The organism is Streptococcus porcinus, from assembly GCF_900475415.1.
Taxonomy (GTDB): domain Bacteria; phylum Bacillota; class Bacilli; order Lactobacillales; family Streptococcaceae; genus Streptococcus; species Streptococcus porcinus.
Window position 1 is genome coordinate 705,579 of record NZ_LS483388.1, and the last position, 15,407, is coordinate 720,985.

The window sequence follows — 15,407 nt, forward strand, 5'->3', positions numbered from 1 at the left end:
GTCACTAAACTTTTCACCATTTATTGGTGTGAATACTTTAATTAAGTTATACCTCTCTCTCCAACAAAATTAATTAAAGTGTTTCAATTTTTCGAGATTAATTCTTGAAAAAGCCTATCGAGATTATTAATTCCGATAGGTTTTTGATTTTGTATGCTAAATAATAAAGTGTAAATATTGTTAAAATATTCAATAGACGTTGAATCAATGTCACGTATAATGGTACTTAGAAAGTTAATTTTAAAGATAATGAATAGAGGTTTAAAGTGTTCTTGAGTCCTTGATAATAATTAAAGAGTGGCACGAAGAAACTTGTAAGTATTTTCATAGCTATCTCGAATTATTAATGCAAGAGAAAAATACCAGCCAATTTATTTATAAAACCTTGCTGTCGTATGATTACCAAGTTCTACGAATCGGAAGATTTTTCATATATTCCTAGAGCATCGGGCATCCCGTATCTTTATTGGGGATTCTGAGGTTTCAAGAAAAAACAAGAGATTTATTCTAACCATAATTCTAAGTTTGCACCAGCTATTCAACCGACCTTAACAACTGGTACTGAAGCTGCAGTTGTGGCTATTTTACGGTATCTTGGCAAATAGAGAATAATTACATATTAAGTAAAAGCAAGGTATACTAAAATCTCCAAAGTCTGAATTGGCTTTGACAGTCTTTTGGATAAGTAAATACTCGATAACAAGATATATATTCTTTCCTCTATTTCTCCATCATATTATAAGTAATAACATAAATAGAGCTTGCTCTAATGATCAAACAATCATTAAAAGCGTTTACAAAAAATGGTATAATACTCTTACTACATTCAAGTGAGGTTCAGTCATGTTCGATAAATATATTTTTGATACCTACTATGAGCAAATAGTCAAAACTGTTAAAGGATTTATTTTTAATAATAAAGATAATACTGATTTGTCTACATACATGGTGCCAGAACCGAATGGTTTTATTGAGTTTGATAATTTTGAGTTATATAAGATAAACTATGAAATTATTAATAATTGCGAATTAAATCTTGAAATCATTGTGATTGCTGATGTAATTGTTCGGCAGTATATCAAAGGTGAGATGGAGGTTGATACTAAAACTAAGTTTGTGTCTGTATATGCTGAAGTCGAACTTGATGCTGGTATCAAAAACTTTCGAATTTACAATACAGAATTTAAATCAGATCAGTACAAAAAGTCCCGAAACTTAAAATTGAGTAAAGACTGGGTTCCATATATAAGGAAGAAGGACTTTGATGATATTGCTGAAAAATTCTTAAGGAAGTACTATCCTCAAGCCCTGACTCAACCAACCCCTGTTCCAGTTGAGACAATAGTTTCTGAAATGGGACTGTCTATCCATCAAGAGAAACTAACTATAGATAATTCAGTTTTCGGGAAAATGGTTTTTAAAGATACTGATGTTGAGGTCATAGAGGATGAGCAGTTAGTTTCTAAGCATTTTAACAAAGGGAGTATCCTTGTAGATAAGGATGTTGTTTTCAAACGGAATGTAGGTTCGTATAACAATACGGTCATCCATGAATGTGTTCACTGGGAACTCCATAAAGTATTTCACGAAGTCAAGATGGTACTTGATAAAGACCACTCACAAGTTAGTAGCTGGACAGAAGAAAATTTAGCTGATTCTAGTATGTGGACGTCGCTTGACTGGATGGAGTGGCAAGCTAATGGAATTGCTCCCCGAATTCTTATGCCCAAAGTCCAAACTAGAATAAAGATTAGGGAGCTATTTCAAACTTTGACATTGGTTAATCCTGATATAAGTCGTTCTGAATTAGTGCAAGAAGTGGTAGACAACTTAGCTACTTTCTTTGAGGTATCTAGACAGGCTGCTAAAATTAGAATGATTGATTTAGGATTTAAGGAAGCAAATGGTGTATATAATTATCTTGATGATAGATATATGCATAACTTTGCTTTTGAACTTGAAGCATTTGATAAAGGAAGTAGTTATACTATTACTTCAAATGACTTGTGTTTTGAGTATTGTTTTAACGAGAGTTTTAGACAGATTATTGATAGAAATATGTTTATTTACGTTGATAACCATCTTTGTTTAAAGGATAAGAAATTTATTTATATGACAAAAGATGGGCCAATTATGACTGACTATGCTTACGAGCACATGGATGAATGTTGTCTAATCTTTAAAGTAAAGTCTAAAAATTTCACCTCGATTTCTAATGAGACATACTATGATTATGTACTGAATAGAGGCGTAATAAAGGAAAGTGAGATTAAGGCTGACTTTGTAGATATTCTCCAGAATCCAAGCTTGATGGCTCAGCTCCCTCCACTGGATATGATGAAACTCGGGAAAAAAATCTCTGAATTATTGAAAGAACTACCTTTTGAATTTTCTGGGACATTACGTAGTCATAGAAAGCGAAAAAATTGCACACAACCATTTTTGGCTAAGCTAGTCGGAATTACAGAACGAACGTTGAGAGATTATGAAACACTAGAAGATAATTTACCAAGGCTTGAGTTAACATTGTCATTTTGTTTTGCTTTAAAATTAAGACCTGAACTTAGTGACGATATGATAAAGAAAGCAGGTCATCAACTTACAATTTCTCCACCACACCAAGTATATAAAATGTTGCTATCAACAAGTTATTATAAACCTCTTTCTGAGATAAACTCAATTTTACAGGCTGCAAAAATGAAAACCTTATAAACTATCACAAAATTTGTGGTAGTTTTTTTATTTTTTTCAAAAAACCGGAAACTCAGCTTCCGGTTTTGAGATTGAATTAGCATGATTTTACTACATAAAAATTCCAGAAATCTGTTGCCAAGGGCGTTTTAAGGCGGAAGTTTGGACTACCTATTTTTGATAGAAGAAAAACTATATACTGAGAGAGTAAAGATTAATCCTACAAGTTATCGTCTCCTTAAAAATACTTTGTAATGGGGAAAGCTCCTACATTATTGGCTTTAACTGTATTTTTAGGGAAAACAGCTCAACTTATAAAGCCAGTTGACCATGATTAAGCAGAGGAATTGCTGATGTGGTCAAATACACAACTGAATATTGGTTTGTCATACTCTTTTTCTTTGCTTGCCAAAGAAACGGAGTCAAAACATGCCAATCAATGTCAACTTTTTCAACTACTGTCAAACTCAATCTTCATCAACTGGTGTAGAACTATTAGAGGGTGAAGTACTAGCACCGATGTTTGTGCAAAACTACTATATGTCATCTAGTGAATCAGGTCTAATCCGTGGGACATTTCGACAATGCCGTATCATGGGTATTCCAATTCTAACAGCTTTTGTCCCTGTTGCAGATGAGGAGTATGAACAAATGGTTAAGTGGTATAATAGTTCAGTCAATGATTATCTTAAGGATTTTCGTAAACCTAAGAAGAATGCTCCAGAAATCTCATCATGGGAAGCTTTCACTGAAAAGCAAGATTTAGCAATTGCTGATGAAGGTATTGAACTATATCTAGTAATGGATCAACTGGACTTCTTGAAAGCTAAACTCGCAGCAACCAATTTCCAAGCACCAGAAATTTTAGATATGCTTTTTGAAGGTTATGAGAATAAAGAAATCTTCGAGTACCTAGGTGTTAAGAAATCTGCAGGCTATAAGAAAGTCAATAATGCCCAGAAAGAAGGGCTGAAACTTTACAAAGAACTCAACAAATAAAACCAAATAGCCATCTCAATTGAGGTGGCGATTTTTTGTCAGTCTTTTTGATAGAAGAAACACTCGTATCCATCAGCTCTGAGGTTAATATCAGGCATCCAGTATGGTGCTTTTCCCATCAAAGTTGCGATTTGCTCAAGATTTTGGCTCTGGTCACACTCAATGATGATTTCATCATGCACATGTCCTACAATTCTGAAGTCTTTTAGTTGCTTCATAGAGAATGCAAGTATGTCTCTACTGATAGCTTGGACAATGTTCTCCACAAATTTTGGACCATAACTTTCTAGTCTCTCCCAACGTTTGGCAGTTCCAGATCCTTCGTAAGTGACGGACTCTCCGCCGAACTGGTTATCGCCAATTCTTGGTTTGATATACGCTAGCTTGCGACCAGATGGTAGGGTGATGAATAAAATGCCACTTTTCACTTCAAATTGAATACCGTGAGTAGATGTTGGAATTAGTTCCTTTACAGCAGTCTTTACAGCATTATCGACATCCCACCAATAGAGAACGATATTCGGATTAGCTAGTCGCCATGAGTTCACTAGTGGTTGGAGTTCTTCCTTTGATAGTCCCATATCAAGTGCTCCCATGGCTTTCAATGCACCGACTGAACCACCATAGCCACAAGCAAGCTCTGCAATTTTTCCTTTTTGCCTGAGTTCAGAATTTTGTCCATGTTTTTCAACTGGTACTCCAAACATCTGAGAAGCGGACATACAGTAGATGTCTTTCCCTTGTTCAAATACTTTACTGCGCCATCTCTCTCCTGCCAGGTGGGAGAGTACACGAGCTTCGATAGCTGAAAAGTCGCAAACGATGAATTTCTTTCCTTTACTAGGGACAAAGGCTGTTCGGATAAGTTGAGATAAGGTATCTTGTGTGTCGTAGAGTAGCTCAGTAGATTCTAAGTCACCTGTTCTGAAAAGATCTCTAGCTTCCTTTAGGTCAGGAAGATGGTTCTGTGGTAAATTCTGAAGTTGTACCAAGCGACCAGCCCAACGACCTGTACGGTTAGCCCCGAAAAATTGAAACATTCCTCTTGCTCGACCGTCTTTACAAACACAGTTCATCATAGCCTGGTATTTGGAGACACTTGATTTGGCAGCTTGCTGACGAAGTTTGAGAACTTGAGCAGTTGTTTCATCAACCGTTTTGAGAAGTTCTTTCACAGCATTTTTGTCTAGAGAATCTGTTGCTACTCCATGTTCTCGCAACCAACTAATCATCTGCAGAACAGAGTTGGGATTTTCAAGACCCGTTAATGCTTTTAACTCTGCTTGAATTTTGGCTTTGCTCTCTCCGTCTATTTTTAAAGCAGCTTTTACAAAATCAACATCTATGCCAATACCGTGGTCGTTGATAATCTGATCCTGGTGGTACTCATTCCAAACAAAGCTAGGTACTGGGAAGTTTTTCACCCGTTCCTTGATGGCCAATTCGACCTCAACATCACGTCTGTTGTAGTCGATAAATGTAGACCACTTGTTAGATGCGTGATGAGGAAAGTTACGAATTCGTCCCCCATTGACTTTGGTTGGCTTACAAGGCAAGCAGAAGTAGCGAATAAGGTCAGCACCCTCTCTCATCTTTTGGTCTTTGAGTTTGAGAACTGTTCCAACTCCTTCAAGGGAGAGGGGGAGTCCTAAATAGGCGGACCAAATCATGCTACATCTCCATGAAACTGGAGATAAAAATCCATCTAATAATAAATCAGGATGATATTTCTTGAGCCAATTGGATAGACAAATTCGCTCAAATGAAGCATTGAAAGCCCATTTGATGACACTATTGTCTACCAAGGTCTCAAGGATATCTTGTGGTAATTTCTCCTTAGTTAAGTCTAAGTCGTAAACAGTCACTGGTCCATTATCGACAGATACCGCAAACAAAAGGAGTTCAAAGCTTTCATCTTCCGCATAGCGATAGACACCAGATTTTCGTAAGTCAATTTCACAATATGTTTCGATGTCAATGCTGAGTTCTTTTATCGGCATAGTTTGTCCTTTCTGAAAAAGGTGACAGAAGTACTGCCACCTAAAGTTCTATTTGTTTTTTCGACTGAGTGGTGTTTGGCTAAGTTTTTCTTTATTTTGCTTTGCCTTTCGTTCTATTTCATTTCGAATGTCATCTCTAATGGTCATATACCCGAAGTATAGTCCGATAAGCACCCAGAGGCCCATAATAGTACAAGTTAAAATAGTATACATCATCAATCTAATTCTCCATTTCTAGTTCTAGTTCAAAAAGTCATCATCGTCTTCTGTCGCAAAATCATCTTCAGCACGAGTGCGACCACCGAGGGGCTCGCCATCACGCAATTTTTGCAAGTTATTCAAACCGCAAGCAATACCTTTGTTACCATTTGAATTGAAAGCATAAAAGGTAATGGAAGCACGACCGTAGATACCAGAGTACAATTCTGAAGTATCAATGATTTCTTGACGATTTCCGTCAACCACACCAGGTTTGTGTGGCGAGTTGGCATTTACAAAGTAAGCATTTTTGTAAGCTTCATCATCAGGGCGTTCAAGGTCACCATCACGAAGTGGAGTTTTCAGAGTAGATAATGCAGGTACTGATTTGCCATTGCCTTTGAGTTTTGACTCACCTTCTTTATATGCTTGCTCAATGGCTGCTTTGATCTTGTTAATGGTGGCAGTATCCTCTTTTGGAATGATGAGTGAGGCACTGTACTTGGGAGTGCTACCATTTATAGATTTTGGCTCGTTGGCATTTAAGTAGCTGAAGCGAGTGTTTGGTCCTGTTATTACTTTAGTTATCATAAAGTTATTCCTCTTTAAATTCATTTTTTGCTAGGTTCATCTCTTGACGGCTATCGTCAATAGGAACGAGTGTTGGTTTTCCACTTGGTTTTATGATAAGACCACCAAGCAGGTCATTAAAAGTTTTCTTGCCAAGTAACTTAGTCATGGCAGTGATAGTGAGCAGTTTCTTCTCATAAGGGTCATAGCCTGCTTCAATCACTGCTTGACTAACGGCTGACTCATCTGAGAATTTACGAACAGAGCGACCTTCAACCAGTTTGTATCCTGGGATAGGATGTCCATCTGTTGCTTGATTTAAAGCATAAGTTTTGATGTCGTTTGCCCATGAAATCAACAGGTTTACTTTAGGTAAAATCTCTGCAATGTCCTCGTTATCAAGGGAAGCTGGATCCGCAAACTCCATCTTGGCTAGTGCCAAATTATCCTCAGCACGTTTGCGACAGACATTCTTGAGTTTACAGAATTGGCAGTGATTACCAGACTGCATTTCCCCTTCCCCTTTGAATGCAAGTTCAGCTTTTGGAGCGAGTTCGTTTTCTGCCCATTCAAGCAGCTCAGTCTTTTCCATCTCAAAGGTAGAAATGTTATGTTTTCGTGGTTGAAAGATTGTCATGGTAACTTTATCGAAATCATAAAGTCCATCAAACATCTCAAGTGCTCCAAGTGCATAACACATCATTTGAGGGTTGCGGTCTGCATCAACTAGAACCCCAAGTCCGTGTTTATAGTCAATAACCTGAAGGAGTCCGTCTGCCACGATGATGCAATCTCCAGTTCCAAAGCCTTCAGGTACCCACTTAGAAAAATCCAGTCGTTGTTCTATAAGAACTGTAGGGTCACGGGAGTAACCTCTAGCTTTCTCAACTTGTTCCATGACATAGTTGCGATATTCTTCTGCACATTCCTGCATCTCATCGTTGTAGAATGTTAAATCTTCAGTTGGATCACGCGCATTCCTACCCAAGGCTTTCTCGACTAGATAAGCACACAACTCGTGAGCATCAGTGCCTTCGAGAGCAAAATCAGATGTTGTGTCTGGCAGATCTTCGGTGAGACGAGCAGATGGTGGGCAATTCAACCAACGATGTGATGCAGAAGCAGATAGAATGGCGTGGTTAGTCATTACCAATTCCTCCAGCTTCTTCAAGTACTGCCGCAAAGTGTTTTGGGTCAAGTGCTGAGAGTGAAGAAGCACCGTAAGCATTTAGAAGAGCACGAACCTCGTTCTTATAGCCATCTTTTGCTTTCGTGGCAAGTACAGCGCGGACATCCTCCAATTGAATTTCCTTTTTTGGTTCTGGTTTAGATTGATCAGGTTTTGTTGCCGTTTCTTCCTCAGAAGAGACGAGTTTCTTGAATTCATCTACCAATCGAAGGTAGTACTTTGCGGTTTCTTCCATATCATGAATCAGTCTATTCAGTTCTTTCATTTTGCTCATGTTGTCTTTCCTCCGTAATTTTTCGAGCGAGTAGCTTTGAGATAACGCTGATGGCTATGAGTGTATCTGCTACATCATCATCAGGTTCGATGTATGGTTCGTTTGCCATATTGAGTCCTCCTATCTTACTAAGTAAGGTTTTTATTAAATTTTCCACTTTGCAAGAGATTTTTTTAGACATATCTCTTACACATTACTAAGTAGAACCAAGTGATGTTTTTCCGTTAGATTTGAAAAAATTTTTGAATATCAAAAAAGTTTCCTGTGCAATTTAATAGGAAACTTCTATTTTTTTGAATAATTTTTTTCTGAAAGAGCGGAAAACTTTGTCAGATTCTTACTTAGTAAGTTAAGAAGATATATTTCTAAATTACTGCAAAAATATGGAGGGTTCATAATGCAATTTACCTTATCTCATTCTGGACAGACTGGGGTTCAGACAACCACGGTCTATCCCAATCAAGTAACTATTACAGATGAAATATCGCTACAAACTGTTGCGCAATTCGACCATGTGGCGGGGCTGTTTTTAAACAATGCACGCTCAAATACCAATTTCATCAAGTCGGACGTCTTGGTCATGGATATTGATAATGACCATTCTGAAAATCCAGATGAGTGGATAACTGTAGAGCGATTAAAAGAAATCTTTGCGGATTATAACTTCGCTTTGGTGACGAGCCGTAGTCACATGCAAGCTAAGGCAGGAAAAGCTCCAAGACCAAAATATCATATTTACTTCCAAATCAATGAGGTAACTGATAAAGCCATCTATGTAGCACTGAAGGAAGAACTCTGTAATCAATACAAGTTTTTTGATGATCATGCCAAGGATGCGGCACGATTCTTCTTTGGAAATCCGCAAGCAGAGGTAGTTTGGCATGATTCATGGCTGACTATTGATGAAGATTTGTTTCAGGCTGTTTCTATTGAAGACGAGGAAGATTTCGATGCAGATTTCTATACGCCACCAAATGGTCCAATCCAGCAAGGCAGTCGTAACTCTACCATGTCAGTCTTTGCAGCAAAAATTCTAAAACGTTTAGGTGTAACGCAAGAAGCAAGGGATGGCTTTGATGAGCAGGCTCAGAAATGTGTACCGCCGCTTGATAAAGCAGAGTTAGATACCATTTGGGGAAGTGCTGTGCGATTCTACAATAGAACTATAAAAACATCTAAAGGCTACGTGGCTCCCGATGCTTTCAATAGAGAAACATTAAAACCAGATGATTACTCTGATGTTGGGGAAGCGGGAGTTCTTGCAAGAGAGTATGCGAACAGGCTCGCTTATACCAACGCAACAGACTATCTTTACTATGACGGAACTCACTGGCGTGAGAATAAGCAGTTGGCATTAGGTGCAGTTGTACACTTTACCGATGAACAACTTGCTGAAGCAAATGCACTCTTGGAATCTGCAGATAAGCAACTTCAGTCTTCAGGTATTGATGAGTTGACCATTAAGGCTGGAGGAAAGCGTCTAGAAAATGCAGTCGAAACTCCACTTCAATTGAAATATTTAAAAGCCTATCTAGCAGCTAAAGAGTTCCATAAATTTGTTATGAAACATCGTGACTATAAGAATTTGATGGCTGTCTATAATACAGCTAAACCAATGCTTTCAGTAGAATTGTCAGAATTAGATAGTGATGACTTATTACTCAATACCCCAGAGGCTACTTATGATTTACGAAAAGGAATAAATGGGCAACAAGAACACAATCCTGAAGATTATATAACAAAAATAACCGCAGTCTCCCCTAGTGATCAGGGAATGGGATTGTGGCAGGAAACTTTAGCTACCTTTTTTTGTAATGACCAAGAATTAATTGATTATGTTCAAGAAATTATTGGTATGGCAGCTATCGGTAAGGTCTATCAGGAACACATGATTATTGCCTATGGAGGCGGAGCGAACGGCAAGTCTACTTTTTGGAATACCATTGCTCGTGTGCTAGGTAGCTATTCAGGTAAATTATCTGCGGATGCCTTAACTATGTCAAACAAGCGAAATGTCAGTCCTGAGCTTGCTGAGCTTAAAGGGAAACGTCTGGTCATTGCTTCTGAAATGGCAGAAGGGATGCGACTCAACACAGCAGTTGTTAAGCAGATTACCTCAACAGATGAAATCCAAGCTGAGAAGAAATACAAGGATCCCTTCCACTTTGTGCCGTCTCATACGCTTGTTCTTTACACCAACCACCTGCCTAAAGTAGGTGCGAACGATGATGGAACGTGGCGACGTTTGGTTGTTATCCCGTTTAACGCCAAAATCACTGGTCGCTCTGACATCAAAAACTTTGCGGATTATCTGTACGACAATGCAGCACCAGCCATCATGTCTTGGATTATAGAAGGTGCAGAAAAAGCCATCAAAGCGAACTTCAAAACAAAAGTACCAACTGCCGTATCAGCTTCCGTCAAAGCCTATCGTGAGGCCAATGATTGGTTAGGACACTTCCTTAGTGACTGTTGTCAAGTTGGTGATCAGTTGACAGAAAAATCAGGAGAGCTCTATAGTCAGTATCGTGCCTATTGCGCCAAAAACATGGAGTACACACGTAGTACGACTGATTTTTATTCTGCTCTTGATCAGGCAGGTTTTAAACGAAAACGGACTAGTAAAGGTAATCTCATTCTTGGTTTGAAATTGGTCGATGATGGCTATGATTTCATAGATTAATGACCAACATTTTTAGCCAACTTACTTCCACAAGAGAGGTATTTGATTATTTTAGGTGTGTAGGTCGTTGACTGAATGGTTGGAACTTATTTTGAATGAGACTTCAGATAAATGATTAAAACGACCAGCATGAGTGACATTTTTTGATTTTGTGTAGGTCTATTATGGTCTTTTCTAAAACTATCCTATAAGCAAAAATTACTATAAAAAAGCCTATAAGAGGAGTTTTGGAAATGACTGCACTAGACCTACACACTTCAATTTGACGAAAGGATTTAGAACGATGAGAGAAAAGTATGTTGAGCAAGCCTTGGTGAAGTCTGTGAAAGCCAGAGGAGGCATTTGTCCTAAATGGGTATCGCCATCTTTTTCTGGTGTTCCAGATCGTTTGGTGTTTTTACCCAAAGGCAAATTTGGCTTGGTGGAAGTGAAGGCTCCTGACCAAAAGCCAAGGAAGTTACAAGTGTCAAGGCATAAACTGTTCGAGCGATTAGGCTTTAAGGTCTATGTCATTGACCGCATTGAGATGATTGGAGAAGTGCTAGATGAAATTGACATTACATAACTATCAGGTAGTCGCCAAGGACTTCATCATGGGTCACCCTCATGCAGCAGTCATCCTAGACATGGGGATGGGAAAGACGGCAACAACCTTGTCTGCAGTGAATGAATTGATGTTTGACCGATTTGAAGTCACAAAGGTTTTGGTTATTGCCCCACTTCGAGTCGCAAATACAGTATGGAGTGATGAGATTGAGCAATGGTCTGAGTTGCGTCACTTACGGTATTCGAAAATAGTTGGTACTCCCAAGCAACGAATGGTAGCTCTTCAGAAAGATGCGGATATCTATATCGTCAATCGTGAAAACCTCCCTTGGTTGGTAGAACTATGCAGTCCCTATTTCAAGTGGGATATGGTAGTAATTGATGAATTAAGTTCTTTCAAGTCATGGCAGTCCAAGCGTTTCAAAGCTTTCATGGCTATGCGTCCTTACATGAAACGTATTGTTGGGTTGACTGGAACACCAAGTTCAAACGGACTAATGGACTTGTTCGCAGAGTTCAAGGTCATTGATGGTGGGGAACGTCTTGGTCGATTCATTGGTGAGTTTCGTAGTCGCTACTTTGAAGAAGGTCGTCGCAATGGCAATATTGTCTATGAATACATCCCCATGGACTATGCGGAGTGTCAAATTCAAGACAAGATTAGTGATATTACCATTTCTATGAAGGCACTAGATTATCTGGATATGCCTGAATTGATTTCAACTAAGAAACTGGTGCATATGTCAGATAAGGAAAAAGAAAAGTACAGTCAGTTTAAGAAAGAGTATGTATTGTCAGAGTTAGATGGACTAGAAGTAACTGCCGCCAATGCTGCAAGCCTTACGAACAAGTTAGTTCAGTTATCTAATGGTGCTGTATATTCTGATGATCATACAGTCGTGTCACTTCATGAACAGAAACTAGATGCCCTTGAAGATATCCTCGAATCCGCAAATGGAGAACCTGTCTTAGTTGCCTATTGGTTTAAACATGACTTGGCTCGGATTATGAGTCGTTTAGAAAAACTCAAGGTAAAGAGTCGGGTGTTGAAAACAGAAGAGGATATTCGTGAATGGAACAAGGGCAATGTACCAGTTGGCTTACTTCATCCAGCTGGAGCAGGTCATGGGTTGAATCTTCAAAAAGGCGGTCACCACTTGGTCTGGTTTGGTTTAACGTGGTCATTGGAACTATACCAACAAACCAATGCTCGTCTGTGGCGACAGGGGCAAGAGTCTGAGACAGTTGTTATCCAACACATTGTGACTGAAGGAACGATTGATGAGGAAATCCTCAAGGCGCTAGAAAACAAAGATGCACAACAAGAACGGCTGATTGAAGCTGTTAAAGCACAAGTAGGAGGGGCAGATGGATAAGGCAGAGCACATACTGACGAATTACAATGAACTCAAAAGTGACTTGGAGATGTTAAAGTATCGTTTGGAACATTTCAAACCAGTGACAGAAAATGAGGTTATTGGATCACTCGTTTTTGAAAAATCTGAAGAACCTAGAGTTAAAAGTACACCTACCAATCAACGGTCAGAGATGATTGCACTGAATTTTCGTGAGAAGATGATTCAGGAAAATGAGGAACAGTTGGCGGATTTATCGCAACGGTATATCCGATTGGCTAATGACCTTGATAATTTTGAGATGGCTTTAAAATTTCTAAAGGGAGATTTGTATGATTTTGCGCAATCCATGCTTAAGACAGATAGTAATTGGGATAGTTTGATGAGAGAGTTTCATATTAGTCGAAGTACTGTTAGAAATTGGCGACGTAAGGTCTTAGACCATGTTAGGGAAGTGTATATGAAAATGGGATTTTCTTTGGGAAAGTAACCTCTCCCTGACCTACCAGTAACCTACCCCTGCACTAAGTGTGATCTAACATTGACCTCACTTTGTCAAAATTTGTGGTAGAATTGTAAGTGTCAAAAAAGATTAAAAATACCCAGTAATGACTGGATATATCTCCTTTTTAGAGTTAATATGGACACAACAAAAGAAGAGGAGAACAATACAATGACAAAACGCCAACAAGAAAAACTGGATGCGATTTTTACAAGGATTGCTCAAGAGGAATTACAAGTTGAAACCTTGGAACAACGCTGGAGCGATAACCTTGATTTCTACGACATTCCAGTTTGGGGAATTAAAAAAGCACTCGAACGAGCCTACGAAGAAGGCAGAAATTCAGTAAAATAAACACAAAGCCTAGCCAGACGGTTGGGTTTTTTGCGTGGAGGAAAACATGATTTTTACCAGTGAACAAGTTTCAAGCGGACACCCAGACAAGCTCTGTGACCAAATCTCAGATGCTATTTTGACGGAATGCCTTAAGCGCGATAAAGATAGTCGAGTAGCTGTCGAAACACTTATCAAGGATAACCATGTGGTTGTGGCAGGAGAAGTCTCAACCAAGCATTTCTTTAACCTTGAAGGAATTGTCAAAAAGGTTCTTGAACCTTACGGTATGACGGACATCATGGTGACGAACCTACTAGGACTTCAAAGCAAAGATATTGCACAAGGTGTAGACAATGGGGGTGCAGGTGACCAGGGGTTGATGTTTGGTTATGCGGTAGATGAAACACCTGAGTACCTCCCACTGCCTTATGTCTTGGCAACTCGAGTACTTGAGAAACTGATGTCACTTGGTCATCCCTTACTTGGAAAGGATGCGAAAGCACAGGTGTCCTACGACTATGAGAAGAAACGGATTGATACCTTTTTAGTTTCCATCCAACATACCGAAACGGCCGACCTTGCCAAAGTGAAACGAATTGTGACTGAAGCTATGATGTCAGTAGTACTTCGTTACCGACAGAATCTAGATTTCAAAGTTCTAGTCAATCCAACTGGTCGCTTTGTACTTGGTGGTTCATTTGCGGATGCAGGAGTTACTGGTCGAAAAATTGTGGCAGATACATATGGTGGTTTCGCACATCATGGTGGCGGTGCTTTCTCTGGAAAAGACCCAAGCAAAGTGGACAGATCCGGTGCCTACATGGCACGAAAGATTGCTAAGGATATTGTTCGAGAAGGGTATGCGAAACGATGTGAAGTACAATTAGCCTATGCCATTGGAGTAGCAGAACCTGTGTCGGTGTATGTAGAAACATTTGGAACCAGTCGCTACACCGCAAAACAACTGGAAGGAATGATTCGTGAGCGGTATGATTTAACACCACGAGGTATCATTAAGGAACTTCATCTCTTGAATGTAGACTACACCGAGACAACTTGCTTTGGGCATTTCACGAAAGACTATCTTCCTTGGGAGAAATAGTGATATAATTGAGAGAGAAAAGGAGTGTTCATATGCCCAATCCTCAAGTATCTTCTATAACCGTATCACTATTTAGTTTCATGTTACCGATGATTTCAATTGATATTAACGTAGAAGAAAAATTGGTAAGTATCCAAAAATTTCCTGAGACAGAAGCCGAGATAATAACAATCTCCAATCTCCGATTATTTTTCTTCTTAAATCAATTAAAACGTGTGAAACTGTCTGAATGGAAGGAATATTATTCAAATGAGATGGAGATTTTAGATGGTACTCAGTGGCATGTAACGTTTGTCATGAATGGAAGAACTTACAATTGCTCGGGCGATAATAATTTTCCAAGAGAATGGACGTTGTTTTGTAGGGCAATAAATAGATTAGTAAAGTACAATTACCTAGAATAATTGTACTTTTTCTTTGGAAGGAAAATGCCAAGAAGACCAAGCACACCTTGTAAACAAAATGGTTGTCCTAACCTAGTACCTTATGGTCACAAGTATTGTGACAACCATAAAGCAAACTACCAACTGGATACCAAGTCAACCAAAGCCAAAGGATACAATGCCCAGTGGAATAAAGCACGACTTCGTTACTTAAAAGTTCATCCACTCTGTGTTCAATGCAAAGTCAAAGGTCGATTGACCAAGGCAATAGTGGTTGACCATATCACACCCCACAGAGGTGACCAAGACCTCTTTTGGAATCAAACCAACTGGCAAGCACTTTGTAAGTCATGTCACGACCGCAAGACCAAGACAACTGACCGATATGTGGAGTATTCGTATCGATTTTAGTCTTGGAGTTTCGTTCCAAAAGTATCTTATTTTTCACTCATTGGGGGAGGGGGGATGAAATCTCTAAACCCTTGGGAGACTAAGACCGACGCCCCCTCAAACGTGCATTTTCGCAAAATTCGTTAGGGGCATACAAAAACGATATGAAAACCACCTTCACCCGTTGTT

The 15,407-nt window shown here is 39.1% G+C and carries 16 protein-coding genes and 1 pseudogene; 11 read left to right on the plus strand and 6 right to left on the minus strand.

The window, feature by feature from the left end:
* Positions 1-416 precede the first annotated feature (416 nt).
* The 3 genes and pseudogenes from DQM45_RS10315 to DQM45_RS03520 form a co-directional block, all read left to right on the plus strand.
* Positions 417-605 (plus strand): annotated as a pseudogene (locus DQM45_RS10315) (hypothetical protein); the annotation flags it as partial.
* 238 nt (positions 606-843) lie between these two features.
* The gene (locus DQM45_RS03515; protein ID WP_003084708.1) at positions 844-2,712 is read left to right on the plus strand and encodes an ImmA/IrrE family metallo-endopeptidase; all 1,869 of its coding nucleotides are present in this window, start codon (positions 844-846) and stop codon (positions 2,710-2,712) included.
* A gap of 408 nt (positions 2,713-3,120) precedes the next feature.
* A complete protein-coding gene (locus DQM45_RS03520; protein ID WP_003086068.1) occupies positions 3,121-3,690 on the plus strand; it encodes a hypothetical protein in 570 nt (189 codons plus the stop codon).
* 38 nt (positions 3,691-3,728) lie between these two features.
* Here DQM45_RS03520 and DQM45_RS03525 read toward each other — a convergent pair whose 3' ends face one another.
* Genes DQM45_RS03525 through DQM45_RS10250 form a run of 6 tightly spaced genes read right to left on the minus strand, consistent with a single transcriptional unit; the run spans position 3,729 to position 8,030 of the window.
* A complete protein-coding gene (locus DQM45_RS03525; protein WP_003083581.1) occupies positions 3,729-5,690 on the minus strand; it encodes a DNA polymerase in 1,962 nt (653 codons plus the stop codon).
* A gap of 48 nt (positions 5,691-5,738) precedes the next feature.
* Positions 5,739-5,906: a hypothetical protein gene (locus DQM45_RS10110; protein ID WP_003083091.1), complete on the minus strand. Its 168-nt coding sequence runs from the start codon at positions 5,904-5,906 to the stop codon at positions 5,739-5,741.
* 24 nt (positions 5,907-5,930) lie between these two features.
* The gene (locus DQM45_RS03530) at positions 5,931-6,479 is read right to left on the minus strand and encodes a DUF2815 family protein (RefSeq protein ID WP_003083877.1); all 549 of its coding nucleotides are present in this window, start codon (positions 6,477-6,479) and stop codon (positions 5,931-5,933) included.
* Positions 6,480-6,483: 4 nt separating this feature from the next.
* Entirely contained in the window at positions 6,484-7,605 is a 1,122-nt protein-coding gene (locus DQM45_RS03535; protein ID WP_003085480.1) for a DUF2800 domain-containing protein, read from the minus strand.
* The gene (locus DQM45_RS03540; protein ID WP_003083422.1) at positions 7,598-7,921 is read right to left on the minus strand and encodes a hypothetical protein; all 324 of its coding nucleotides are present in this window, start codon (positions 7,919-7,921) and stop codon (positions 7,598-7,600) included. Before DQM45_RS03540 ends, DQM45_RS03535 begins: the two co-directional genes overlap by 8 nt.
* Entirely contained in the window at positions 7,896-8,030 is a 135-nt protein-coding gene (locus DQM45_RS10250) for a hypothetical protein (RefSeq protein WP_003084783.1), read from the minus strand. Before DQM45_RS10250 ends, DQM45_RS03540 begins: the two co-directional genes overlap by 26 nt.
* 288 nt (positions 8,031-8,318) lie before the next feature.
* Here DQM45_RS10250 and DQM45_RS03545 point away from each other — a divergent pair, with 288 nt between their 5' ends.
* The 8 genes from DQM45_RS03545 (at position 8,319) to DQM45_RS03580 (ending at position 15,239) form a co-directional block, all read left to right on the plus strand.
* On the plus strand, positions 8,319-10,604 hold the full coding sequence (locus DQM45_RS03545; RefSeq protein ID WP_003085491.1) for a phage/plasmid primase, P4 family: 2,286 nt from the start codon (positions 8,319-8,321) through the stop codon (positions 10,602-10,604).
* 283 nt (positions 10,605-10,887) lie between these two features.
* A complete protein-coding gene (locus DQM45_RS03550; protein WP_003084768.1) occupies positions 10,888-11,169 on the plus strand; it encodes a VRR-NUC domain-containing protein in 282 nt (93 codons plus the stop codon).
* Entirely contained in the window at positions 11,150-12,526 is a 1,377-nt protein-coding gene (locus DQM45_RS03555; protein ID WP_003083276.1) for a DEAD/DEAH box helicase, read from the plus strand. Before DQM45_RS03550 ends, DQM45_RS03555 begins: the two co-directional genes overlap by 20 nt.
* A complete protein-coding gene (locus tag DQM45_RS03560) occupies positions 12,519-12,995 on the plus strand; it encodes a hypothetical protein (RefSeq protein WP_003084145.1) in 477 nt (158 codons plus the stop codon). Before DQM45_RS03555 ends, DQM45_RS03560 begins: the two co-directional genes overlap by 8 nt.
* A gap of 183 nt (positions 12,996-13,178) precedes the next feature.
* Positions 13,179-13,361, plus strand: a complete 183-nt coding sequence (locus DQM45_RS03565) for a DUF6900 domain-containing protein (protein ID WP_003084750.1) — start codon at positions 13,179-13,181, stop codon at positions 13,359-13,361.
* Between the two features lie 46 nt (positions 13,362-13,407).
* Positions 13,408-14,445, plus strand: a complete 1,038-nt coding sequence (gene metK / locus DQM45_RS03570) for a methionine adenosyltransferase (protein WP_003083625.1) — start codon at positions 13,408-13,410, stop codon at positions 14,443-14,445.
* A gap of 32 nt (positions 14,446-14,477) precedes the next feature.
* Positions 14,478-14,849 (plus strand): hypothetical protein, encoded by a 372-nt coding sequence (locus DQM45_RS03575; protein ID WP_003083324.1) that lies wholly within the window; start codon positions 14,478-14,480, stop codon positions 14,847-14,849.
* Positions 14,850-14,873: 24 nt separating this feature from the next.
* Positions 14,874-15,239: an HNH endonuclease gene (locus DQM45_RS03580; protein WP_039984471.1), complete on the plus strand. Its 366-nt coding sequence runs from the start codon at positions 14,874-14,876 to the stop codon at positions 15,237-15,239.
* Positions 15,240-15,407: the final 168 nt, after the last annotated feature.

Excerpts from the sequence above, each read along its gene's own strand:
- DQM45_RS03515 (WP_003084708.1), top strand. The coding sequence starts at position 844 with ATGTTCGATAAATATATTTTTGATACCTACTATGAGCAAATAGTCAAA.
- DQM45_RS03520 (WP_003086068.1), top strand. The coding sequence starts at position 3,121 with ATGCCAATCAATGTCAACTTTTTCAACTACTGTCAAACTCAATCTTCA.
- DQM45_RS03525 (WP_003083581.1), bottom strand. The coding sequence starts at position 5,690 with ATGCCGATAAAAGAACTCAGCATTGACATCGAAACATATTGTGAAATT.
- DQM45_RS10110 (WP_003083091.1), bottom strand. The coding sequence starts at position 5,906 with ATGATGTATACTATTTTAACTTGTACTATTATGGGCCTCTGGGTGCTT.
- DQM45_RS03530 (WP_003083877.1), bottom strand. The coding sequence starts at position 6,479 with ATGATAACTAAAGTAATAACAGGACCAAACACTCGCTTCAGCTACTTA.
- DQM45_RS03535 (WP_003085480.1), bottom strand. The coding sequence starts at position 7,605 with ATGACTAACCACGCCATTCTATCTGCTTCTGCATCACATCGTTGGTTG.
- DQM45_RS03540 (WP_003083422.1), bottom strand. The coding sequence starts at position 7,921 with ATGAGCAAAATGAAAGAACTGAATAGACTGATTCATGATATGGAAGAA.
- DQM45_RS10250 (WP_003084783.1), bottom strand. The coding sequence starts at position 8,030 with ATGGCAAACGAACCATACATCGAACCTGATGATGATGTAGCAGATACA.
- DQM45_RS03545 (WP_003085491.1), top strand. The coding sequence starts at position 8,319 with ATGCAATTTACCTTATCTCATTCTGGACAGACTGGGGTTCAGACAACC.
- DQM45_RS03550 (WP_003084768.1), top strand. The coding sequence starts at position 10,888 with ATGAGAGAAAAGTATGTTGAGCAAGCCTTGGTGAAGTCTGTGAAAGCC.
- DQM45_RS03555 (WP_003083276.1), top strand. The coding sequence starts at position 11,150 with ATGAAATTGACATTACATAACTATCAGGTAGTCGCCAAGGACTTCATC.
- DQM45_RS03560 (WP_003084145.1), top strand. The coding sequence starts at position 12,519 with ATGGATAAGGCAGAGCACATACTGACGAATTACAATGAACTCAAAAGT.
- DQM45_RS03565 (WP_003084750.1), top strand. The coding sequence starts at position 13,179 with ATGACAAAACGCCAACAAGAAAAACTGGATGCGATTTTTACAAGGATT.
- metK (WP_003083625.1), top strand. The coding sequence starts at position 13,408 with ATGATTTTTACCAGTGAACAAGTTTCAAGCGGACACCCAGACAAGCTC.
- DQM45_RS03575 (WP_003083324.1), top strand. The coding sequence starts at position 14,478 with ATGCCCAATCCTCAAGTATCTTCTATAACCGTATCACTATTTAGTTTC.
- DQM45_RS03580 (WP_039984471.1), top strand. The coding sequence starts at position 14,874 with ATGCCAAGAAGACCAAGCACACCTTGTAAACAAAATGGTTGTCCTAAC.